This is a genomic window from Algibacter sp., from assembly GCF_039977455.1.
GTDB lineage: Bacteria > Bacteroidota > Bacteroidia > Flavobacteriales > Flavobacteriaceae > Algibacter_B.
This window is the reverse complement of the sequence record NZ_JBDWDG010000029.1, coordinates 105,647-128,081: the sequence shown is the minus strand read 5'-3', so window position 1 is coordinate 128,081 and position 22,435 is coordinate 105,647. Positions and strand designations below refer to the sequence as shown.

At 34.0% G+C, this 22,435-nt stretch carries 18 protein-coding genes; 12 read left to right on the top strand and 6 right to left on the bottom strand.

Annotation, left to right across the window (positions count from 1 at the left end; genetic code table 11):
• The first annotated feature begins 5 nt into the window (after window positions 1-5).
• From ABJM36_RS14095 to ABJM36_RS14075, 5 genes are all read left to right on the top strand, one after another.
• Window positions 6-1,967, top strand: coding sequence for a PKD domain-containing protein (locus tag ABJM36_RS14095; protein WP_348452142.1), 1,962 nt, complete (start codon window positions 6-8; stop codon window positions 1,965-1,967).
• A gap of 22 nt (window positions 1,968-1,989) precedes the next feature.
• Window positions 1,990-2,913, top strand: a complete 924-nt coding sequence (locus tag ABJM36_RS14090) for a polysaccharide lyase family 7 protein (protein WP_348452141.1) — start codon at window positions 1,990-1,992, stop codon at window positions 2,911-2,913.
• A gap of 83 nt (window positions 2,914-2,996) precedes the next feature.
• A complete protein-coding gene (locus ABJM36_RS14085; RefSeq protein WP_348452140.1) occupies window positions 2,997-3,701 on the top strand; it encodes a FadR/GntR family transcriptional regulator in 705 nt (234 codons plus the stop codon).
• 53 nt (window positions 3,702-3,754) lie between these two features.
• On the top strand, window positions 3,755-5,053 hold the full coding sequence (locus ABJM36_RS14080) for an MFS transporter (protein ID WP_348452139.1): 1,299 nt from the start codon (window positions 3,755-3,757) through the stop codon (window positions 5,051-5,053).
• Window positions 5,054-5,096: 43 nt separating this feature from the next.
• Window positions 5,097-5,861, top strand: coding sequence for an SDR family NAD(P)-dependent oxidoreductase (locus ABJM36_RS14075; protein WP_348452138.1), 765 nt, complete (start codon window positions 5,097-5,099; stop codon window positions 5,859-5,861).
• Window positions 5,862-6,177: 316 nt separating this feature from the next.
• On the opposite strand, the gene ABJM36_RS14070 is transcribed toward ABJM36_RS14075, so the two are convergent.
• Together ABJM36_RS14070 and ABJM36_RS14065 are read right to left on the bottom strand one after the other, a co-directional pair.
• Entirely contained in the window at window positions 6,178-6,582 is a 405-nt protein-coding gene (locus ABJM36_RS14070) for a hypothetical protein (RefSeq protein ID WP_348452137.1), read from the bottom strand.
• A gap of 75 nt (window positions 6,583-6,657) precedes the next feature.
• On the bottom strand, window positions 6,658-7,893 hold the full coding sequence (locus tag ABJM36_RS14065; RefSeq protein WP_348452136.1) for a glycosyltransferase N-terminal domain-containing protein: 1,236 nt from the start codon (window positions 7,891-7,893) through the stop codon (window positions 6,658-6,660).
• A gap of 160 nt (window positions 7,894-8,053) precedes the next feature.
• On the opposite strand from ABJM36_RS14065, the gene ABJM36_RS14060 reads away from it, so the two are divergent.
• The 7 genes from ABJM36_RS14060 to ABJM36_RS14030 all read left to right on the top strand — a co-directional run bounded on the left by ABJM36_RS14060 (window position 8,054) and on the right by ABJM36_RS14030 (window position 18,062).
• Window positions 8,054-9,208 carry a DegT/DnrJ/EryC1/StrS family aminotransferase gene (locus tag ABJM36_RS14060; protein ID WP_348452135.1) on the top strand — a complete coding sequence of 385 codons (1,155 nt, stop codon included), beginning with the start codon at window positions 8,054-8,056 and terminating at the stop codon, window positions 9,206-9,208.
• Window positions 9,201-10,220: a UDP-glucose 4-epimerase GalE gene (gene galE / locus ABJM36_RS14055; protein ID WP_348452134.1), complete on the top strand. Its 1,020-nt coding sequence runs from the start codon at window positions 9,201-9,203 to the stop codon at window positions 10,218-10,220. The genes ABJM36_RS14060 and galE overlap by 8 nt, the downstream gene beginning before the upstream one ends.
• 282 nt (window positions 10,221-10,502) lie before the next feature.
• The gene (locus tag ABJM36_RS14050) at window positions 10,503-11,975 is read left to right on the top strand and encodes a helix-turn-helix domain-containing protein (RefSeq protein ID WP_348452133.1); all 1,473 of its coding nucleotides are present in this window, start codon (window positions 10,503-10,505) and stop codon (window positions 11,973-11,975) included.
• Between the two features lie 237 nt (window positions 11,976-12,212).
• A complete protein-coding gene (locus tag ABJM36_RS14045; protein WP_348452132.1) occupies window positions 12,213-15,395 on the top strand; it encodes a SusC/RagA family TonB-linked outer membrane protein in 3,183 nt (1,060 codons plus the stop codon).
• A gap of 20 nt (window positions 15,396-15,415) precedes the next feature.
• The gene (locus ABJM36_RS14040; RefSeq protein WP_348452131.1) at window positions 15,416-16,879 is read left to right on the top strand and encodes a SusD/RagB family nutrient-binding outer membrane lipoprotein; all 1,464 of its coding nucleotides are present in this window, start codon (window positions 15,416-15,418) and stop codon (window positions 16,877-16,879) included.
• Window positions 16,880-16,913: 34 nt separating this feature from the next.
• On the top strand, window positions 16,914-17,564 hold the full coding sequence (locus ABJM36_RS14035; protein WP_348452130.1) for an immunoglobulin-like domain-containing protein: 651 nt from the start codon (window positions 16,914-16,916) through the stop codon (window positions 17,562-17,564).
• A 21-nt stretch (window positions 17,565-17,585) separates the two neighbouring features.
• Window positions 17,586-18,062, top strand: a complete 477-nt coding sequence (locus ABJM36_RS14030; RefSeq protein ID WP_348452129.1) for a lipid-binding protein — start codon at window positions 17,586-17,588, stop codon at window positions 18,060-18,062.
• A gap of 60 nt (window positions 18,063-18,122) precedes the next feature.
• Here the strand turns inward: ABJM36_RS14030 and lspA are convergent, their stop codons facing one another.
• The 4 genes from lspA to ABJM36_RS14010 all read right to left on the bottom strand — a co-directional run bounded on the left by lspA (window position 18,123) and on the right by ABJM36_RS14010 (window position 22,354).
• Window positions 18,123-18,635: a signal peptidase II gene (gene lspA, locus ABJM36_RS14025; protein ID WP_348452128.1), complete on the bottom strand. Its 513-nt coding sequence runs from the start codon at window positions 18,633-18,635 to the stop codon at window positions 18,123-18,125.
• A complete protein-coding gene (gene fabD / locus ABJM36_RS14020; RefSeq protein WP_348452127.1) occupies window positions 18,636-19,529 on the bottom strand; it encodes an ACP S-malonyltransferase in 894 nt (297 codons plus the stop codon).
• A 254-nt stretch (window positions 19,530-19,783) separates the two neighbouring features.
• Complete coding sequence (locus ABJM36_RS14015; RefSeq protein WP_348452126.1) at window positions 19,784-21,340, bottom strand: FAD-dependent protein; 1,557 nt, start codon at window positions 21,338-21,340, stop codon at window positions 19,784-19,786.
• 96 nt (window positions 21,341-21,436) lie between these two features.
• Window positions 21,437-22,354 (bottom strand): dihydrofolate reductase, encoded by a 918-nt coding sequence (locus ABJM36_RS14010; protein ID WP_348452125.1) that lies wholly within the window; start codon window positions 22,352-22,354, stop codon window positions 21,437-21,439.
• Between the last annotated feature and the right edge of the window lie 81 nt (window positions 22,355-22,435).

The following is a 22,435-nucleotide window of genomic DNA, read 5'->3' as shown; positions in this document are numbered from 1 at the left end:
ATATTATGATTTATAAATTAATAAAAAAACAAAATAGAGGCATATTGGCGCTGTTTACTCTGTTTTTAGGTTTTATTTCATGTTACGATAGTGGTTACGACGAATTCGTTCCGCCAACTGGTAATGTAAATAATATTCAACCAAACACATTGTTTACAACTAGTACAAGTGCCGATGATACTATGTCATTTGTGTTTAGAAGTTATTCAACAGATGCCGTATCGTATTTATGGGATTTCGGAGATGGAAATACCTCCACAGAGGCTAATCCTAATTATACTTATCAAACAGGAGGTGAGTATACAGTAACATTAACGACCAAAAGTTCAGATGGTTTGGTTGCTGAAGATTCATCAGTTGTAGCTCCCATTTTTGTTGATTTTAATTTTTCTAAAATAGACTCAGAAGTTACTTTTGAAAACTTAACCTCTGGTGCCATGTCTTTAGTTTGGGATTTTGGAGATGGAGAAACTTTAGAATGGAGTGTAGAAGATTCAGAAGAAGATCCTGATTTTAATCCGATACATGTATATAAAACGGCTGAAACTTTTAAAGCAACCCTTACGGCAACCACCTTTTTAGGTGTTCAAGTTTCGGTTTCCAAAAACATAGAAGGGTTAGTATTGTCTACAATTCCAGATTTTACATTTGCCGTTTCTGGTTTTACCGTACAGTTTACAGATGCATCCATATTAGCCGTTTCTCATAGTTGGGACTTTGGCGATGGTAACACATCAACAGAGGTTAATCCAATGCACATGTATGCTGGTGAAGGTACTTATGAGGTAACATTAACTACCACAAATGATGCTGGAGTATCTAAAACCATAACAAAGAGCGTTCCAATTGGAGGTATTGAAGCTACTTTTGCTGCCAAAATTTTAAATGGAACTATGGATGAATTTACAGTAAATAAAGATGATAATAATGATGCATGGGAAGTAGATCCTCCAAATACATTAAAAGATGGATCTGATAGTCCTTATTTATGGGCCAATGCAGGTCTTAAGGCTTTAGGATTAAAAGCCGCTGGTATTACTACATCCGAGAATTCAGGGACCTATGCTTTAAAATTTAGTGGAAATGAACGTAGAGCATATCAGCCTTTTGCTGTTGAAGTTGGAGTAGAATATACTATTTCAATGTTTGTAAGAACGGAAACAGCAGATGATTTTAATGTATATATGTTAAATAATGAAGTTCAAGATGAGAATGATTTAGCAGGAAATAGTGATAAGGTATACACCGTGTCAGGAAATCCAAATTCATACGTAGAACATACCTTTACATTTACTGCTACCTCAACTACTGCTGTGTTTTATGCAGTCCCATTTAGTGGTGTAGATGGTAGCTCTGAAGTATATTTAGATGATATTTCAATTCAAACTCCAGGGTTTGACTCTTCTGGGCAGCCAACAGGTGTTACTGCAACCGTTGAAGCTAAAATTTTAAACGGAACCATGGATGAATTTACAGTAAATAAAGATGATAATAATGATGCATGGGAAGTAGATCCTCCAAATACATTAAAAGATGGATCTGATAGTCCTTATTTATGGGCCAATGCAGGTCTTAAGGCTTTAGGATTAAAAGCAGCTGGTATTACTACATCCGAGAATTCAGGGACCTATGCTTTAAAATTTAGTGGGGCAGAACGTAGAGCATACCAACCATTTGCGGTTGAAGTTGGAGTAGAATATACTATTTCAATGTTTGTAAGGACTGAAACAATGGACGATTTTAATATATATATGCTAAATAATGAAGTTCAAGATGAGAATGATTTAGCAGGAAATAGTGATAAGGTATACACCGTATCAGGGAATCCAAATTCATACGTAGAGCATACCTTTACATTTACTGCTACCACTACTACAGCTGTGTTTTATGCGGTTCCTTTTAGTGGTGTAGATGGTAGTTCTGAAGTATATTTAGATGACATTTCAATTCAAACTCCTGGATTCTAATTTTTATAAATTATAAATAGAAATGACAAACTTCCGAAAAGAAATATTAAGCATTTTATTGATAACATTTTTATCTGTAACAGCTATTAGCCAAACACAAAAAGATGGCAATACAGAATCGGATGTTAAAGTTGAAAAGAAAAAGAGAACAAAAAAGAAAAAGAAGAAAAAATACAAACTGCCAGATATTGATTTAAGCCATTGGAAAGTAACGCTTCCTGTAACTAATGAAAAGGGAAAGCCTTATGAAATTGAGCCACCAGAAATATTAGGTTTTGCTAATATCGAAGTTGCAAAACCTTATATGTATATCGATTCTACTCGAGGAGCCATAGTGTTTCATGCTATGCCTACCAATTCTAAAACGGCTAATACAAAGTATACACGTTCGGAATTAAGAGAGCAGATGGAACCAGGGAGTAATAATAAAAATTGGACTTTCGAAGATGGTGCATCTATGAAAGGTGTTTTACGAATGGGCGAAACTACTAGAGATTCTAATGGTAAATATCATCGGACCATTATAATGCAGATTCATGGTCGATTAACAAACGCACAACGTGATTTAATTGGTGAAGATGATAATAACGCACCTCCTATTTTAAAAATATACTGGGATAATGGAAAGGTTCGAGTTAAAACAAAAGTGCTTAAAAATTTAAATGCATCTGATGAGGAATTATTGCATGAAGATGCATGGGGTGATGATGAAGGCTTTAATTTTGAACAAGAAGTTGGGTTTAGGAAATTCGCTTTAGAGGTTAAGGTTTCTAAAGGTAAAATGGTGGTTATTTTAAATGGAAATGAGTATAAAGTTTACGAAGATATACATATGCGTCGTTGGGGTATTTTCGAAAACTACTTTAAAGCAGGTAACTATTTTCAATCAAGAGATGAAGGAGCATATTCTAAAATAGAGTATTACGAGTTAGAAGTAAGTCATTGATTTTAGTATACTTTAAATAAGACGTATGTTTGCTTTTTTTTAATTAAAAAAAAGACCTATAACCAACGATTAAATTAGTAAATATGAAATTAGAATCATTATCGGTAAGTGAAAATCAAATGGTGCAAAACACCATTATTGGCAAAATAAGAGATTTAATAAATTTTAAAAATCTTGAGCCAGGTGATAAATTACCTTCCGAAAGAATGTTGTCTGAAAAGTTTAAGGTAAGCAGAAGTAATGTTCGAGATGCCATTCAAAAATTGGAGTTTTATGGTTTGTTAAGATCCATTCCTCAAAGCGGAACGTTTGTCGCAAATATTGGAGTTATAGCCATGAACGGAATGATTGATGATATTTTAGGATTAGAGAAGCCAGATTTTAAGTCCTTAGTTGAAACAAGAATTTTATTAGAACTAAAAACAGTTAGGTTGGCAGCTTTAAGACGTTCAGAAGAAGATTTAGAGCGAATTAAAGATGCATTAGATGCTTATGAAGCCAAAGTGAATTTAGGTGAAGATGCCGTGCAAGAAGACTTGTTATTTCATTTAGCAATAGCTAAAGCAAGTGGTAATAGTACTATGAATACATTTATGTTAACTATTACTCCTCAAATTATTATGGATTTCGAAAAGTATCATGTTTGTGATAAAAGAAAGTCACTTGTTGGTATCCAAGAGCATAATGAGATTTACAAAGCCATTAAAAAGCAAGATACTGTAATGGCAAAACAAAAAATGAAAGACCATTTTAGCGTCTTATATCAATACTGTTATAATGTTAAATAAATAAAATTAAATTAGTAACAACCAGAGGTTCAAACCTCGTAAAAACCAAAAATATGAAATTAAAAGGTTTAAGATGGTGGGTTATAGGCTTAATTGCTTTAGCTACTGTTATAAATTACATTGATAGGCAAGCATTGCCTGTACTTTGGCCAGATATTGCTAAGGATTTGTATCCGGATAAAACGCCCGATGAACGAAAAAGTATTTATGCTATAATTTCAACTATTTTCATATTTTCTTATGCCTTTGGTCAAGCTATTTTTGGGAAAATTTTCGATAAATTAGGAACGAGAATTGGTTTTACCTTATCCATAGGGTTTTGGTCAATTGCAACAGCTTTACATGCCTTTGCAAAGGGTATTTTCTCTTTGAGTTTGTTCCGTGCGTTGTTGGGAATATCAGAAGCTGGTAACTGGCCTGGTGCGGCAAAAGCAAATGCCGAATGGTTTCCTACCAAAGAGCGTGCTTTTGCTCAAGGATTATTTAATTCTGGTGCAGCAATTGGAGGCATTATTGCCTTTCCAACTATTGGATTGTTATCTGTGTATTTCAGTTGGAATTGGATTTTTATCTTAGTAGGTATAACAGGGTTGTTATGGCTTATTCCTTGGTGGATTTTAGTAAAATCGCCACCTAAAAACCACCCTTGGATATCGGATGAAGAACGTGAGTATATTTTAACAGGACAGCAAAATCAAGATGAAAATAACGATGGAGAGTTTGATGAGGGTTATAACCCGGAAACAACCAAGATGTTATCACATAAGGAAAGTTGGGGTGTAATCATTGCATCAGCCGCATTAGATCCTATCTGGTGGTTATTTATTTTTTGGATTCCACTTTACTTAAACGAGGTTTATGGGATGGATGTAAAATCGATTGGTTTTTATGCTTGGGTACCTTATGTAGGGGCTATGATAGGTGCTTGGTTTGGAGGGCTTTTAGCTCAAAACCGTATAAAAGTGGGGTGGACAGTAAATAAAACAAGAAAGTTTGTTATCTCCCTAGGTTGTATTATAATGTTGCCTGCATTATTGGCCATGGCAGATCCAGGTGGACCTGTAACAGCTGTATTATTAATGGCCGTTATTTTGTTTGGTTTCCAAACTGCTATTGGAAATGTGCAAACGTTACCAAGCGATTTGTTTGGAGGTAAAACAGTAGGTACACTTTCGGGGTTTGCAGGAATGGCTGCTAAGTTAGGTGCATTTGGCTTAACTGCATTAGTACCTTGGCTAACTTCTGGGGGTAATTATACACCTGCATTTATTATAGGTGCAGCATTAGCAATTATTACCATGGCCAGTGTATGGATATTATGTCCAAAAATTGAGCCATTAAAAGAAAAATAAAATTTATAAAAATAATAGAATAATTAACGCAAATTTAAAGAATATGAGTAATTCAAATGGAAAAGTAGCAGTAATAACAGGTGCTACAGGTGGTATTGGTTTTCAAGTAGCAAAAAGATTAGGTAAAGACGGATATACTGTTGTATTAAATGGTATTGATGATGAAGCTGGAGCAAAAAGAGTAAAAGAACTTAGTGCGGAAGGAATCACCTCAGAGTATTATGGTTTTGATGTAACTAAAGAAGATGAAGTTTCAGAAAACATTAAAAAAATTGGTGAAAAATATGGAAAAATCGATGCGCTTATAAATAACGCAGGTGGTTTAGGAGGTCGTTCTAGATTTGAAGAAATGACTACAGAATTCTACAGATTCGTAATGGCATTGAATTTAGATTCTACATTTTTTGCTTCTAGAGCAGCAATCCCTTACCTTAAAAAAGGTGAGAATCCATCTATAATCAATTATACATCAATCGCTGGTTGGAATGCTGGTGGACCAGGTGCTGGTATTTACGGAACTTCTAAAGCCGGAGTTCATGCTATTACAAGAGCATTGGCTAAAGATTTAGCTGAATACGGCATTAGAGTAAACGCAGTATCTCCTGGTACTATTGATACTGATTTCCATAAGCAAATTAAATCTACTAAGCCAGAAGTATTCGCTTCATGGAAAAACAATATCTTATTAGGTAGATTAGGTCAACCAGAAAATGTTGCTTCTGTTGTTTCTTTCTTAGTAAGTGACGATGCTTCATTCTTAACTGCCGAAACTATTCAAGTTGGTGGTGGACAAGGTTTAGGAATCTAATTTTAGTAGTTAAGGTAAGGTATGAGAAATCATATTTTACAACCGAATATAAAAGCGCTATTGTAGAAATACAGTAGCGCTTTATTATTTTAAGTAATATAGCGTGCGTTTGGTATTATTAAATTAAGGGTGTTAAAATGACCTTAGAATAGTTATAATACGTTTAATTAGTAAAGGCCTAACAAGTATACTTTCCTAATTTTACCCATAATTATATTGGTTTACTTTCGTATGCTGTGTAAGCTATAAGATAATTGGACATAAAAAAACCACCTAAAAGGTGGTTTATATAAATTGTTAAAAAACTAATCTCTAATTAGTGAGTAGCTTTTAATTTCTCAGCTTCTTTTTTAATTGCATCTGCAGATTTATTAGCAGCTTCACTAGTTTTTTCTTTTGCATCATTTACAACTTCTCCAGCTTTTGCTCCAGCTTCTTCAACGGCATTACCTGCAGCATCAACAGCAGAGTTAACAGCGTCTCCAGTTGCATCAACAGCATTCTCAACAGCTTCACCTGCCTCGTTAGCTGCATTTTCTGTAGCATCTACGGCAGAGTCAACAGCATCGCCAGTTGCATCAGCAGCGTTTTCTACAGCTTCACCTGCAGCATCAGCAGCGTTTTCAATGGCATCTCCAATTGATTCGCCTTTTTTTGTGTCTCTACAAGACGTGAAACTTAGTGCTAATAATAGAATTGAACTTAATAATAATTTTTTCATCGGTTTTTGTTTTAGTGTTTTTTAATTAATTAGTTTTTAAATTTTGCTTTTATAAAACTCATCTTTAAGAACATATTATATACGTAGATAATCTAGTATTTGGATGACAGCTCCTTTATTCATTTCTATAAAAGCTTTATTATGAGACCCTGCTTGTTCTCTAAAGTCACAATCCGATATTAAACTATTAAGTGTTTTATTAAAATTTATTTGATTATCTATAACAAACATACCGCCATTATTAATTAAGGCTTGTGCTTCTGGAAATTTTACGTGATTATTGCCAATGATTATAGGAATACCAAAAACGGCAGGTTCCAAGGTGTTATGTAATCCTGTATTGCCTAAGGCACCACCAACATATGCAATATCGGCATAATTATAGATTTTAGTAAGGATCCCAATCGTGTCAATAATAAAAACTTGATGTTCTGCTATATTATGGTTGTCTTTTTCAGAAAACAGAACCGTTTTAGAATTAATTTTTTCCTGTAATTTTTTTATGCGATCTGGTTTAATATCGTGTGGGGCTATTATAAATTTTAAATCTTTTGAAACTGGAGAGTTTATAAACTCAGTAAATAAAGCTTCGCCTTCTGGCCAGGTGCTACCAGCAACAATACAAAGTTGATTGTTTTTAAAAGTTTCAATAAAATTTAATGAGTTATCTAGACTTAATTGGCTGTAAACTCTATCAAAACGCGTATCGCCGTTAACCGTAACTGATTTATAATTTAAAGATTCAAGTAACGCTTTTGAGGTTTCATTTTGAGTAAAAATATGTTCAAAAGCAAAAAGAGCTTGTTTTAATTGTTTTCCATAAAATTTAAAATAAGATTGCTCTTTTCTAAAAGCCGCAGAAATAAGGATGGCACGTAAATGTCTTGCTTTTAATTCATTTAAAAAATTGGGCCAAATATCATACTTAACAAAAATGGTAAGTTCTGGATTTAATAGATCTAAAAAGCGTTTAGCATTCCTTTTAGTATCCAATGGAAGATAAATAACCACATTAGCAATAGGTGAGTTTTTTCGAATCTCATAACCTGAAGGCGAGAAAAAACTCAGAACTATTTTATGGTTTTTATAATGTTTTCTGAGTTCTAAAAAAACAGGGAGACCTTGCTCATACTCCCCTAATGAAGCACAATGAAACCAAAGCGTTTTATCACCCTTTTTTAAGTTGTTTTTTAAAATTAGAAAGGTGTTTTTTCTACCAATAACGCCTTTTCTTAGCTTAGTGTTAAAGTGGGCTCCTAATTTTAACATAAGTCCTGTAAGATATATTCCTATGTCATATATTATGCTCAATATTTTTTCTTTTAGTGCTAAAATACATTTCTTTAAAATAAATACATTGGTTAACGTCTATCAATTTTGTAATTTTGTTTTTAGCAAACCCTAAAAAAGGAGGCGTACATATTAGTCTTTATTGTTGTTATATAATAGAATAGACTATAATTTTTTATACATGAAGAAAATTCAAATGGTTGATCTTAAAGGTCAATATTCGGGCATAAAAGATGCTGTTAATTCGTCTATTCAAGAAGTAATTGAAAATACAGCATTTGTAAACGGACCTGAAGTTCACAAGTTTCAAAAATCTTTAGAGGATTATTTAGGCGTAAAACATGTTATTCCGTGTGCCAATGGTACAGATGCTTTACAAATAGCAATGATGGGCTTGGGCCTAGAGCAAGGTGATGAGGTTATTACTGCCGATTTTACTTTTGCTGCAACCGTAGAGGTGATCGCACTGTTAAAATTAACACCTGTTTTAGTTGATGTTAATGAGGATGATTTCAACATTAATATAGAAGCCATAAAAAAAGCTATTACACCAAAAACAAAAGCTATTGTACCTGTACATTTGTTTGGACAGTGTGCAAATATGGAGGCTATAATGGAAATTGCTAAAGCACATAATCTTTTTGTTATTGAGGATAACGCCCAAGCTATTGGTGCAGATTATACAAATAGTAGTAGCAAAAAGGTTAAGGCTGGAACCATTGCAAATGTTGGAGCTACATCTTTTTTTCCTTCTAAAAATTTGGGGTGTTACGGCGATGGTGGAGCCATTTTTACTAACGATGATGATTTAGCGCATACTATTAGAGGCATTGTAAACCACGGGATGTACGAGCGATACCATCATGATGTAGTTGGCGTTAACTCTCGTTTAGATAGTATACAAGCGGCTGTGCTAAATGCTAAATTACCAAATTTAGATGCTTATAATAGGGCAAGACAAACGGCTGCAAGAAAATATAATGCCGCCTTTAAGGATATTGATAGTATAATAACTCCAAAAACCGTAAATAAATGTGATGGTATTTGCGAAACATGCGATTGTCATGTTTTTCATCAGTATACATTAAGGGTAAAAGGTGTAGATAGAGATGCTTTGGTAAAGCATTTAAACGAAAAAAATATTCCATGTGGGGTGTACTACCCAATTCCGTTACATAAACAGAAAGCGTATTTAGATGAAAGATATGTAGAATCTGATTTTGAGGTAACAAATCAATTAGTAAAAGATGTTATTTCTTTACCAATGCACACCGAGTTAGATGATGAACAAATTGAGTTTATAACAACAACAATAATAAAATTTATAAATGGATAAAATATTAGTTACTGGCGGATTAGGATTTATTGGTTCGCACACCGTAGTAGAATTACAAAACGAAGGTTATGAAGTTGTTATTATTGACGATTTGTCAAACTCATCAGAAAAAGTATTAGACGGTATTACAGCTATTACGGGGAAAACTCCAATTTTTGAAAAATTAGATTTAAAAGAAAAAGATAAAGTAGAACAATTTTTTGCTAGGCATGGTGATATTAAAGGTGTTATTCATTTTGCAGCAAGCAAAGCGGTAGGAGAGAGTGTGCAGGAACCTTTGTTATATTATGAAAACAATATTTCGACCTTAGTTTATATTCTTAAAGAATTAAAAAAGTTACCATCGGCAGGATTTATTTTTAGTTCTTCATGTACAGTTTACGGGCAAGCCGATGAATTACCAATAACAGAAAATGCACCAGTTAAGTTAGCTGAATCGCCATACGGTAATACAAAGCAAATAGGCGAAGAAATAATTAGTGATACCTGTAAAGTTACACCAAATATTAAAGCTATTGCATTGCGCTATTTTAATCCCGTTGGAGCACATGAGTCTGTTGAAATTGGTGAATTACCTATTGGAGTGCCACAAAATTTAGTGCCTTTTATTACACAAACAGGTATAGGTATACGTCAAGAATTATCTGTTTTTGGCGATGATTATCCTACACCAGATGGTACATGTATTCGCGATTATATTCATGTAGTCGATTTAGCAAAAGCGCATGTTATTGCCTTAGGAAGGTTGCTTCAAAATAAAAACAAATCAAACTATGAAACCTTTAACTTAGGAACAGGAAAAGGAAGCTCGGTTTTAGAAGTTGTAAAATCTTTTGAAAAAGTTTCGGGTAAACAGTTAAATTATAAAATAGTTGGTAGAAGAGAAGGTGATATTATTTCTGCCTATGCTGATACTGAAAAAGCGAATAAAGAATTAGGTTGGAAAACTAAATTGTCTCTTGATGATGCTATGCGCTCTGCATGGAAATGGGAACAGAAAGTTAGAAGCTAATAATTTTTAAATATAAAAAGTTCTTAAGGTCGCTAATATAGCGGCCTTTTTGTTTATAAGTATATATTGATTTTAGGTTCAAAAAGTAGAAGTTATTATCGGAGCTTACCTTTTTAATGAAAAAATATGAAAATTCATGAATTTTTATTTATACCTTGAAAGGAAAAGTTAGTTTGTAGTTTAACAATTGCAATTTTCGCTCTTACTAATTTCTTATTCATGACTAAGGGAATCAAATTATTTTTTGTATTTGTCTGTCTTTCTATTTTCATAAATAAAACGATGGCTCAAACTGCTGGAATAAATCTATCTCATGATGGGCATCAAAAACAATTAGATAGTTTGTTGAATGAAGTTAATCATAATAACGACATGAACCAATTAGGTCTTTTAGTTTTATATGAGCAGGCCGCAAATAGCAAACACCCCGATTCTGTTAATATATTTAAAAAACTAGCTCTTTTAAATGCCGATTTAGAGCAGCCTAAAGATGCTTATAAATACACTTTAAAGTATATTTATAATACTTTTGATTTTTCAATATTAAAAGACAATTCTTTTAAACCCATTAAGGAAACCGACGAGTATAAAAAGCTAAATGACTTGTTTAGTTTTAAAATTGATGGATTGTGTTTTTTTTATTTTTATGCCGCACTAATTGGCTTTTTCTTTACAATAGTCATTAATTTTAGTAAAAAAGCTAAACCTTATTCTAGGGTGTTAATAGCCACTTTTGTGGGTATCCAAAGTTTATTTATTTTGGAGTTTGTTTTGTATGCCACTAATTTGAGATACCAATACCCTCATACCTATAGATTGTCTTCTGCTTGTGTATTACTTTTAGGTCCTGTGATTTATTTCTATTTTAAAAGTGTTTCTCCTAATTTTAAGTTTAAACCTAAAGATGCCTTACATTTATTACCAAGCCTTTGCTTATTGTTTTTCTTACTGCCAGTTTATTTAGCTTCAGCAAATGAAAAGTACAGCATGATGTTGGGATTAAAGGCATCAACTTATAGTTATAATGTAGTTGTGTTTTTAGCTAAAGTAGTATCGCTAATCATTTATTCCTTTTTTATATGGCGATTGTTCAAAGCAAATCGATATTCCGAAATTTATAAAAATGCGGCTTTTAAAAGAAAATGGGAGGCCGGAATATTTAATGTCTATATAGCTTATATTATTTCGTATGTACTATATGGACTGTCTATTCTAACGGAATTAGGCAATATTTCCATAATTATATATAATGCCATGGTGGGACTTATGTGTTTCATGTTAATTTATATTGTGTATTTGGGGTATGTACAGTCCGATGTGTTTAATAATACCTTTGTACCTTTAAATAAAAGACTGTTTTCAAAAAAATATCAAAAGTCTGGACTTACAAGTACGCTATCTACAGAGTTAAAGGAAAACCTAGAAAAGCTTCTTGTTCAAGATAAAGTTTTTAAAGAAAATAATATTAATTTAGAATTGTTGGCTTTTAAATTAAATACCACACGACATAATGCGTCTCAAATAATAAATGAGCATTTTAAAATGAATTTTTTTGAACTTATAAATAGCTTCAGAATTAAAGAAGCTATTAAAATCTTAGAAGAAGATTCGCATGGTAATTTAAATATTATTGATATTGCTTACGAAGTTGGATACAATAATAAAGTAACCTTTAATAAAGCCTTTAAAAAAGTTACAAAAACAACGCCTTCTCATTATATTAATACTTTGCTTACAAATTCTACAAGTAAATAATAGGTAATAGTTTAACGGCTTAGGTTAATTATTATCAGGATTGCCCATTATCACTGTCATTTTAACTTCTTTTAACTCGCAATTGTTAAAGGTAGGTAGTAAAAGGACTTTGCTTGCTTTAGATTCCTCTAAACTTTTTTTACAAATAGTAAAGTATAATTTTTTGAATTAGTCACTTGAAAAATCTTTGCTACCACCTTTTTTCAATCTGCGAAGACTAACTCTAATATTATTAAAATGAAAAAAAAGTTTAGTAGATTGTTAGCGCTAATCTTGGCGTTAACTGTGCAATTTACGTTTGCACAAGGACAAACTATTTCTGGTACCGTGACAGATGGCAATGGAATGCCGCTTCCTGGAGCAACAGTTTTAGTGAAAGGCACCGCTTCTGGTACTTCAACCGATTTTGATGGTAAATTTTTAATTCAAGCTAATCAAGGTTCAACCCTTGTTTTTAGTTATGTTGGGTATGCCACAAAAGAAGTCGTTGTTGGCTTATCGGATAGAATGGATGTGAAATTACTTGAAGATACACAAGCCTTACAAGAGGTTGTTGTAACTGCTTTAGGTATTAAACGAGAGAGGAAATCCCTTGGATCAGCAGTAACAACTATTGAAAGTGAAGATTTAAATCAAGGAGCTCAGACAAATATATCTGATGCTATAAAAGGAAAAGTTGCTGGTGTTGTTATCTCGAATGCTAGTACAGATCCGGGCGCTTCATCTGGAATAATTATAAGAGGTTTTAGTTCACTTAGTGGGAGTAACCAACCTTTGTATATTATTGATGGCGTTCCTGTGAATAATGGTTCAACATCAAGTCAAACCAATGGCTCATCTTCGGTTGATGGTTTAAATCGTTCGTATGATTTTGGTAACGGCGCTGGAGATATAAATCCAGAAAACATTGAATCAATTTCCATATTAAAAGGAGCTTCTAGTACAGCACTCTACGGTTCTAGAGCTGCAAATGGTGTTGTTATTATCACCACCAAACAAGGCTCTAAAGACAAATTGCGGATTGAATTTTCTACACAAGCTACTTTTACAGACCTTTTGAGGGCACCGAACTACCAAACTGAATTTGGGCAAGGTTGGGATGGGCAACACTTTTTAGGAGAAAATGGGTCTTGGGGACCAAGATTTAATGATGAAGTTCTTGTTTGGGGTAATGTGGTTAACAACTCTCAAAAAATTAAACGTTATGCTTTTCAAGAGGATCAGTGGAGAAACTTTTTTGATATTGGAACTGCTTATGTAACAAATATGGCAATTTCTGGAGGCTCTGGTAATACGACTGGTAGGTTATCTTTTAACAATACAACTGCCGATGGTATTTTTCCAACAGCCAATGATTCTAATGAAAGAAACACAATCTCAGTTTCCTTTAATTCGGAAATGGATTTCTTAACCTTTGGAGGTACCATGAATTATGTTAGTACAAGTGGGGCAGGAATTCAAGGTGGTCAAGGTCGATCTGTAATTAATAATTTAATGCAAATCCCAACTGATTTTGATATTACGGAATTCAAGGATTATAAAAATGATCCTTTTAATACTGTAGATAATTATTATACCCCTTTTGGTGTTACTAACCCATACTTTACACTTAATGAAGATGGTGCTAAATATACTAAAGAAAGAGTTTATGGCTCATTTGATGTTAGTGCAAAAATTACGGACTGGGTTAGTGTTACTTACAGGTTAGGTCTAGATTCATATTCAGATTATACCAAAGTTTGGAACGCAATTATAGATGCTGCTCCAGGAACTCCTAATGATGGAACTACTACGGAGCAACCTGGTTTTTATGGTGAGTTCCAAAATTTTGTAAAACAAGTAAATCACGATATTTTATTGAATTTTAATTTTGATGTCAATGAAGATTTCAATATCGCATCAACTTTTGGTTTTAACTATAACGATAGAACAGCATTAGGGGCTAGCTCAACCGTAGCATCGCAAGATATTCCTGATTTTTACTCATTATCTAACTCTGCAAGTCCGGTAGCTGCAGCATCTTCAGTGTCTAAAAGGCGATTGTACGGCGTTTTAAATTCAACTACATTTTCTTTCAAAGATATGCTCTTTGTAACAGCCAATGTTAGAAATGACTGGTATTCTACATTACCCGAAGAAAATAGATCTGTGCTTTACGGAGGTGTAAATGCCTCTTGGGTTATAACAGAGACTTTCCCAGATATTAAAGATGTGCTTAGTTACGGTAAATTAAGGGTAGGTTATGGAGAAACAGGAGTTGATACAACTCCTTATCAAGTTTCCCCAGTTAATGTCGCTGGAAATAATGATAATCAGGGTTTTAGGGATTTGCTTTTTCCTGTAGGAGGATTAAATGCTTTTGAGGTTGGTAATAGAGCAGGTAACCCTGTTTTAACTCCAGAAAGAAGAAAAGAGTTTGAAATTGGTACCGAATTATCTTTTTTAAAGAATCGTATTAGTATCGATTTTGCATACTATAATGCAACGGTAGAAGATCAAATTTTAAGTTTACCCTTAGCGGCAACTTCTGGTTTTACAAATCAAACAGCAAACATTGGTACCATATCGAATAAAGGTTATGAAGCGCTTTTATCTCTAGGTCTTTTTAGAAATACCGACGGTTTTAATTGGGACATGGCGTTTAATTATTCAACCAATGATGCTATTTTAAAGGAATTAGATGATAGGGTAGAGCAAATTGCTCTTGGTGGTTTAAGTACCATAAGTCTAGTAGCTAGAGAAGGCGAGCCTATTGCGCTTCTTGAAGGTAGTGTACCACTAAGGGATCCAAATGGAAATATTGTTGTAGATAATAATGGTGTACCTATAGCCTCTCCAGAAAAAGAGGTTTATGGTGATACGCAATATGACTATACTTTAGGGATTAATAACAATTTTTCATATAAAGGTTTTTCTCTAGGTTTTTCTCTTGATATAAGGCAAGGCGGATTAATGTTTAGCCGTACAGCTAGTAATACCCGTTTTACAGGAAATTCAATAACAACTACAATAAATGATAGAAATCCATACATCATTCCAGGCTCGGTAATTAGAGTTGATGATGGTTCAGGGAATATAAGCTTCGTAGAGAATACAACGGCTATAGATAATGAACATTGGGATGATTATTATAGAGCTGTAGCTAATGAAAGAGGCGATGTTATCGACAAATCTTTTGTTAAGTTGAGGGAACTTACATTTGGATATAATTTTTCAGATAAAATACTAGGCAACACACCTTTTGAATCGCTATCAATAACGGTTGTAGGAAGGAACTTGCTATTATTTACTCCAGAATCCAATCAATATATTGATCCAGAAGTGTCCACATTTGGTACAGATTTAACCAGCCTATTTGGTGAGTTTTCCGCTAGTCCAAGTACAAGAAGTCTTGGGGTTACATTAAAGGCTAGATTTTAATTAATTAAAAAAATATAAAAATGAAAAATATACTAAGACTTCTTTTTTTCTTCCTGCTTTTTACTTCGTGTGAAGAACATTTGAATATAAATGATAATCCAAATACCCCTGTGAATGTCGATAAAAGCTTTGTGTTAACCGCTGCACAAGGATCGTTGGCAACAGGAATGGGTGGGCAATTAGCTAATCTTGGAGGTTTTCTAGCGCAATATCATACGCAACCTCCTAGTGCTTCGCAATATCTTTCTTTAGATACCTATAATATGAATATTGATTTTTCAGACAGATTATGGAATGAACTTTGGGCAGGTTGCTTAAACGACTTAAAGTTTGTTTTAGAAAAGTCTGACGAAGAAGGTGATACAGGTTCTTTTTTAATAGCATCAGCCTTAAGAGTTTACACTTTTCAGGTGTTAACTGATTTATATGGTGATATTCCTTATTCTGAAGCGTTATTAGGAGATCAAAATATTACGCCAAATCCCGATTTAGGAAGCGATATTTATTCTGGTTTAATCGGTGAAATTGATGCGGCATTAAGTAAGTATACCAATAACCCTATACCATCAAATGTGGGGGCTCAAGATGCCATTTATAATGCCGAGATGGAAGAATGGGTTAAATTTGCAAACACTTTGAAGCTCAAGCTTTATATTAGAATGGCTTATACTAGTCAAGCAAATGCTTCAGCGGTAAATGCACTTTTAGCTGCCGATAATTTTATAAGTACTGATGCAAAATTTGCTCTTTATGAGGATGCCGAAAATAAAGCTAACCCCTTTTATGATGTTCAAATAGACCGTTTAGGAGACGTAAATAATATAGCGAGTAATTCATTGCTTCAATTTTTACGAACAAATAGCGATCCTCGAGATGCCGCTATTTATAGACTTAATGATGATACTCCGGGTATATTTAGAGGTATTGATCAAGGTGATCGTGACACTTACGCTTCTGAAGTTGCTTCCAATTTTTCAAGACCTAACATTATAGCTACGACTCCAGTTTATTTAATTACAGTAGCTGAAAGTAATTTTCTGCAAGCAGAAGCATTAATCAGGTATTCAGGTGGTTCAGGAGCCAAAGATAAATATGATGCCGGAGTTTTAAATTCCTTTTTAACGTATGGACTCGACCCAAGTTTAGCTATGGCTTTAACAGATCCAGGCGGAACCTACGAGTATGTTGCTTCACCAGATATTGAAACAGCTTTAAGACAGGTTATAATTCAAAAATGGGTATCCTTGGCTAATGTGAATAATATAGAAGGTTTTTTTGAGACAAATAGAACTCAATATCCAGAAACAGTAACCCTAGGTAATCAAGATTATAGCATTGGGAATTTTGTGGTATCTGTAGGTTCAGTATTAACGGGTAACCAAACACCTAATACACTTTTTTATCCTGATACAGAAACCTCTAAAAACCCCAATATCACTCAAAAAACCTCACTAACTGAGAAAGTATGGTGGGACCAAAAATAACCGAAAAGTATTTTTTAATTTAAAATATAAGATAATGAAAATAAAAAATAAATTCACAGGAATGGTTTCAGTGCTTTGCTTGTTAATTGTGTTAATTTCTTGTTCTGAAACTACACCAATTACATCAGAAGTTACAATATTTCCAAGTTTTGAAATTGATGAGCCCTTTGCTCTTATTCAAACAGGTTCTTCCTTTACAGATTCTGGAGTCAAAGCTTTAGCAGGTACCGATGAGTTACCATTTACTACATCAGGAACAGTAAATACAAGTCAACCTGGAGTATATAAATTAGAATATGCGGCTACAAATGCTGATGGTTTTGACGGGACAGCGTTTAGGTATGTTGCAGTGGTGGATGATCCAAGCTTTATTGCATCTAGTGATATAAGTGGGAGTTATACAAGAGACTCTAATTCTGCACACGTAATGACGCTAACTAAAATTTCAGATGGTGTTTACCAAGCAGATGATGTTTTGCCAACAAACAACATTGCCGTTGTTTTATTCCAAATCTCTAGTACAGAGATAATTGCACCTAGGCAATCTAGTCGTTTTGGTGATATTGTTATTGATCCTAGCGATGAGGCTGGAAGTAGCGGAACAATACTAGCTACAGGTGATATTACCTTAAATACATTTATTGGGTGTTGTGGCATATTCACTCGAAGATTTCTTAAAAATTAATTAATAAAAATTAGAGATATTATGAAAATATATTTAAAAACATTCTTGTTAAGTTGCTTATTAGTATTGGCTTGCGAAACAGAAGAAGGGTTTGAAGATTTTCCTGTGACAACATCTAGTGTAATAGAAATGTCTGGAGATTATTACGTGCAAACTTTTTTAGACGGTAATCTAGTATTGGATTATGAATTTATAACCATATCAAACTCAAATGCAGATAATGGTACAGAAATTCAAATAACCGATAATCATATTTGGCCTTTTAAGGCTGTAGTGCCTGCTAACCTAGGTGATTTAACCTTTTCAGGAACTAATCTTATAAGTGGTGCGATAACGGTTACTATTACTAATGGAGCTATCGTAAAAAATGGTACAACTAGTACATTTGGTGTAACTGCTGATATGATTTCGTTTGATGGTGAATTTTCAGATGACCCTGGTAATGTTTATCATTTTGAAGGTTATAAAAGAACGGGTTTCTTAGAGGATGAACATTAGGACGTTAATCAAGAAACCTCTCTAAAAACAAAACCCGAAACACATGTTTCGGGTTTTGTTTTATTCTTTACTTTTCTTCTTCCTAAAACTCACAAAAAGCAGTATAATCATGCCCGTTGTAACCGATAAATCGGCTAAATTAAAAATACCAGTTCTAAAAACCCCGCCAAGATCTATAAATAGGAAATCGGTAACTCTTCCGTAAACAATTCTATCGTAAACATTAGCAATACCACCGCCAATAATACTTGCAAAGGCAAAAAGTGACCAATTGTCTAAAGATTTATCTAAAAATATATGACGAAGGACAAAACCTAAAACTAATATTGGTAACACTAATAAAAGAACAATTCTTAGTGTTTCGTTAAGTTCGCTACCCATACCAAGAAATGCCCCTGTATTTTCTACATGCATTAAAATAAAAGCATCCCCAATAATAGGAATGCGTTCACCGGGATTTACTTCGGTTCTTAAAGTTACATTTTGTTTTACTATTACTTTTGATATTTGATCGGCTGCAATAGTTAAAACAATAACTAAAATAATATATATAGAACGTTTGGTAAGCTTCATTTAACCTTTAATTTCGAAAGTTGCAGAAGCGGTTTCAGATGCTCTGTTAATCTTTTTTACTAAGCCTTGTAAAACTTTACCTGGACCAACTTCGGTAAACAACGTAGCACCGTCAGCTACCATTTGTTGAACAGATTGCGTCCAACGCACAGGAGCTGTTAATTGAGAAATAAGGTTGGCTTTAATGGCTTCCTCATCAATTACCGCATTGGCTGTTACGTTTTGGTATATAGGACAGTTAGGTTTACTAAATGTGGTGTTTTTTATTGCTGCAGCAAGTTCTTCACGTGCTGGTTCCATTAAAGGTGAATGGAAAGCACCTCCTACAGGTAATACTAATGCTCGACGTGCACCTTCTTCTTTTAAAGCTTCGCAGGCTTTATTTATAGCTTCAACTTCGCCAGAAATTACTAATTGTCCTGGGCAGTTGTAATTTGCGGCAACAACAACACCTTCGGTTGTGGCACATATTTTTTCAACAATATCATCTTCAAGTCCTAAAACAGCTGCCATGGTACTTGGTTGTAACTCGCAAGCCTTTTGCATAGCTAAAGCACGTTGCGAGACCAATTTTAAGCCGTCTTTAAAGGTTAAAGCACCATTTGCTACCAATGCTGAAAACTCTCCAAGAGAATGTCCTGCAACCATATCGGGTTTAAAACTATCTCCTAATGTTTTTGCTAATATGACAGAGTGTAAAAATATGGCAGGTTGCGTTACCTTGGTTTCTTTTAAATCTTCGGCAGATCCTTCAAACATAATATCTGTGATAGGAAATCCAAGAATTTCATTGGCTTGTTCAAATAACTCTTGTGCTAAAGGTGAATTCTCGTAAAGGTCTAAACCCATTCCTGAGAATTGCGCGCCTTGACCTGGAAAAATGTATGCGTTCATGTTTGTTCGTTTTTGTGGGGCTAAAATAACAATAAATCTTTAGACCTAGCTAGAGTGTTTTTTGAAAGTTTGGAGTTTTGGGTTAGGGGTTACTCATTGATTTTAAATTAATGAAATCGTGTATGTAAAACATTTTAAGTATTTGTTGAAGCTCTTTTGTGTTGTTGCACTCCTAGCTGCCGATAGGCAGGTATTCCACTCAAAAAAGCGACTGCGTAAAGCCCAACCTTTGTGGTAATGCCCAAATTATTAAATTAAAGGTTTCCTGTTGCTGCCTCTGCGCAACGTTCGCCATCCATGGCTGCCGATACAATACCGCCAGCATAACCGCCACCCTCGCCACAAGGATAAAGGTTGGTAATTTGTGTATGTTGTAAATTTTCTTTTCTTGGAATAGAAACTGGCGATGAGGTTCGAGATTCTACCCCCACAATATTGGCTTCCTCTGTGTAATAGCCTTTCATTTTTTTACCGAAAGCCTCAAAGCCTTTTCGGAGTCTGCCACCAATAAATTTAGGTAATAAAGAGTGTAATGGCGCAGATTTTAGTCCCGGCTGATACGAGGTATCGTTTAAAGTTGTTGATAGTTTACCTTCTACAAAATCGGTTAATCGTTGTGCTGGTGCTACCTGACTTCGGCCGCCCGCAGTAAATGCTAAACGTTCTAAGTTTTTTTGGTATTCTAAGCCTTTTAATACACCAAATTGCTCATATTTTGGTAGATCGGTATCGACATTAATTTCTACTACAATACCAGAGTTGGCAAATAAATTATTTCGTTTTGATGGCGACATACCATTTACTACCACTTCGCCATTGGCAGTTGCGGCAGGCACGATAAAACCACCGGGACACATGCAAAATGAGTACACACCACGATCTTTTACTTGCTCAACCAAACCATAAGAAGCTGCGGGTAGTAACTCATGGCGATTACCAGAACAATGGTATTGAATGGAGTCGATAATATGTTGCGGATGCTCAACACGAACGCCCATAGCAAAGGATTTAGCCTCTAAAGCAATGGCCTTTCTATGTAGTAAATAAAAGATATCTCTAGCGGAATGCCCTGTAGCAAGAATTACTTTTTCAACATCTAGTACATTGCCGTTTTGAAGTTCAATGGCTTTTATTTGATTATCTTTTATTACGAAATCTGTAACGCGGGTTTCAAAATGAATTTCGCCGCCAAAATTTAATATGGTTTCACGAATGTTTTGAACTACCTTAGGTAATTTGTTGGTACCAATATGTGGATGCGCATCGATTAAAATTTGATCGGTGGCCCCATGAAATACCAAGTTTTCGAAAATACGACGTACATCACCACGTTTTAAACTACGTGTGTATAGTTTCCCATCGCTATAGGTTCCGGCACCGCCTTCGCCAAAACAATAATTGGAATCCTCGTTTACAAAATGATCTTGGTTTATGGCTTTTAAATCGCGTCTGCGATCCTGTACATTTTTGCCACGTTCTAAAACTATGGGTTTAAAGCCTAGTTCAATACAGCGTAAAGCAGCATACATACCAGCAGGACCAAAACCAATAATATGAATAGGTTTGGCTTTTGATACGTTTTTATATTCAAATTGATACGCGGAGGATTTTTGTAAAGCTTCGCGAATATAAACAGCAACTTTATAGTTAAGGATTATTTTTGGTTTTCGGGCGTCAATAGACTTTCTGAGTATTTTAACTCCAGTAATGTCTTGCCTATCAATATCTAACTTAATCGCAGATTTTAATACGAGAATATTAGGTTGTTCCTCTTCCTTTAATGTAATACGAAGTTGTATCTCTTTTACCATGTGGCAAAATTACTGAAATTTGTAACAGAACCATTGATTTTTTTGTTGGTTTAGTTCAACACTTTTGTTGTGTTATTTATAAAACCATTAAAAAAATTAAACCCTAGTATAAGTTAAAAATGAAAACTCATGAGCATGAGTATCATCTTTTTTATGAAACGTATTTGCAGTTTCTTTCCAAAGGTTAGTATCAATTTCTGGAAAGTAAGTGTCTGCTTCAAAGCTTTCATGTACACGTGTAAGCTCAATTTTAGTGGCTATAGCCATGGCTTGCTTGTATATTTGTCCGCCACCAATAATATAAGGATTAGTATCTTTTTTTGATGCATCAATAGCATCTTCTAAATTATGCACAACAATAACACCATCTGGTACTTCATAGTCCTTTTGGCGTGTAATAACAACATGAGTTCTATTTGGTAAAGGTTTTGGGAAACTTTCAAATGTTTTGCGCCCCATAATAATATGATGACCATTTGTAAGCGCCTTAAAGCGTTTTAGATCGTCACTTAAATGCCAAATTAATTTGTTGCCTAAACCAATGGCATTGTTCTCGGCTGCAGCTACAATAATGGTTAATTCCTTACCAGATTTAACGGCTTTGGTGCTTTCTTGATTAAACACTTCACTCTTTGCTAGTTTGCTTTCTTCTTTAATAAAACCAGCTTTTAATTTTTCTATCCGGTTTTGTTGTTTAGCTACTAATTTTTCTAACTGCGCTTTTTCCCATGATTTTCCCATAAATTTATGAGTAACAAACACATTAAATAAGTGGTATATAAACAAGAATAGCCAAATAATAATTGCCGTTAAAAACCATTCTTTACCAAATGGTTTAAAATCTGGTGCAATATTTAAAACTGTATTAGCTATAATTAAAAAAACACAGCCTAATAGAAACAAAACAAAATGCACATATAAATTTTTTTTCTGTTTTATACGTTTTTGAGCATTTTCAATAAGCTCTAATTGGTCTTTGTCAATTTGTGGTATAGATTTCTTTTTTCCGAACATATTTGTAAAATAAAGAGTGTAAAGTTAATCCTTTTTACTAAATTTAAATAGAATAATAAAATACTTACTTTAAATATATAA

Bases quoted from the DNA above. Each gene is read 5' to 3' on its own strand.
- ABJM36_RS14040 (WP_348452131.1), top strand. From the start codon at position 15,416: ATGAAAAATATACTAAGACTTCTTTTTTTCTTCCTGCTTTTTACTTCG.
- ABJM36_RS14030 (WP_348452129.1), top strand. From the start codon at position 17,586: ATGAAAATATATTTAAAAACATTCTTGTTAAGTTGCTTATTAGTATTG.
- ABJM36_RS14015 (WP_348452126.1), bottom strand. From the start codon at position 21,340: ATGGTAAAAGAGATACAACTTCGTATTACATTAAAGGAAGAGGAACAA.
- ABJM36_RS14060 (WP_348452135.1), top strand. From the start codon at position 8,054: ATGAAGAAAATTCAAATGGTTGATCTTAAAGGTCAATATTCGGGCATA.
- ABJM36_RS14095 (WP_348452142.1), top strand. From the start codon at position 6: ATGATTTATAAATTAATAAAAAAACAAAATAGAGGCATATTGGCGCTG.
- lspA (WP_348452128.1), bottom strand. From the start codon at position 18,635: ATGAAGCTTACCAAACGTTCTATATATATTATTTTAGTTATTGTTTTA.
- ABJM36_RS14080 (WP_348452139.1), top strand. From the start codon at position 3,755: ATGAAATTAAAAGGTTTAAGATGGTGGGTTATAGGCTTAATTGCTTTA.
- ABJM36_RS14035 (WP_348452130.1), top strand. From the start codon at position 16,914: ATGAAAATAAAAAATAAATTCACAGGAATGGTTTCAGTGCTTTGCTTG.
- ABJM36_RS14010 (WP_348452125.1), bottom strand. From the start codon at position 22,354: ATGTTCGGAAAAAAGAAATCTATACCACAAATTGACAAAGACCAATTA.
- ABJM36_RS14075 (WP_348452138.1), top strand. From the start codon at position 5,097: ATGAGTAATTCAAATGGAAAAGTAGCAGTAATAACAGGTGCTACAGGT.
- ABJM36_RS14090 (WP_348452141.1), top strand. From the start codon at position 1,990: ATGACAAACTTCCGAAAAGAAATATTAAGCATTTTATTGATAACATTT.
- ABJM36_RS14045 (WP_348452132.1), top strand. From the start codon at position 12,213: ATGAAAAAAAAGTTTAGTAGATTGTTAGCGCTAATCTTGGCGTTAACT.
- fabD (WP_348452127.1), bottom strand. From the start codon at position 19,529: ATGAACGCATACATTTTTCCAGGTCAAGGCGCGCAATTCTCAGGAATG.
- galE (WP_348452134.1), top strand. From the start codon at position 9,201: ATGGATAAAATATTAGTTACTGGCGGATTAGGATTTATTGGTTCGCAC.
- ABJM36_RS14070 (WP_348452137.1), bottom strand. From the start codon at position 6,582: ATGAAAAAATTATTATTAAGTTCAATTCTATTATTAGCACTAAGTTTC.
- ABJM36_RS14050 (WP_348452133.1), top strand. From the start codon at position 10,503: ATGGCTCAAACTGCTGGAATAAATCTATCTCATGATGGGCATCAAAAA.
- ABJM36_RS14085 (WP_348452140.1), top strand. From the start codon at position 2,997: ATGAAATTAGAATCATTATCGGTAAGTGAAAATCAAATGGTGCAAAAC.